1 protein-coding gene is annotated in these 423 nt (G+C 56.7%); it reads right to left on the bottom strand.

Annotation, left to right across the window (positions count from 1 at the left end; translation table 11 throughout):
- On the bottom strand, window positions 1–423 hold a 423-nt coding region (locus IAE37_RS28625; protein ID WP_201178800.1), incomplete at both ends, for an IS256 family transposase.

Raw genomic sequence — 423 nt, forward strand, 5'->3', positions numbered from 1 at the left:
CTGGGCGTTGATGCTCTCGATGGCGTTGGTGGTGTAAATCACCTTTCTGATGGCTGGTGGGAAGACGAAAAATGGAATTACTCGATCCCAGGCGCGCCTCCAGGCAGCCACCACCGTCGGATATTTCTCGCCCCACGGCCCGTTCTCAAACTCATCGAGTGCTTGCGCAGCTGCTTCGGCATTGATGGCTTGGTAAATCGGTTTCAGCTCCTTGGCCAGAGCCCGTCGCTTGTCCCAGGCCGCAAAGTCGAGGCTGTTGCGGATCAGGTGCACGATGCACGTTTGCAACGTCGTGTCTGGAAACACGGCACTGAGAGCCTCTGGCATACCTTTTAGGCCATCGGTCACGGCAATCAGCACGTCCTCGATACCACGCGTCTTGAGGTCGTTGAACACTTTCATCCAGAACTTCGCACCCTCGGT

The sequence above is a fragment of the Pseudomonas sp. S31 genome (genome assembly GCF_016648105.1).
Lineage (GTDB): Bacteria > Pseudomonadota > Gammaproteobacteria > Pseudomonadales > Pseudomonadaceae > Aquipseudomonas.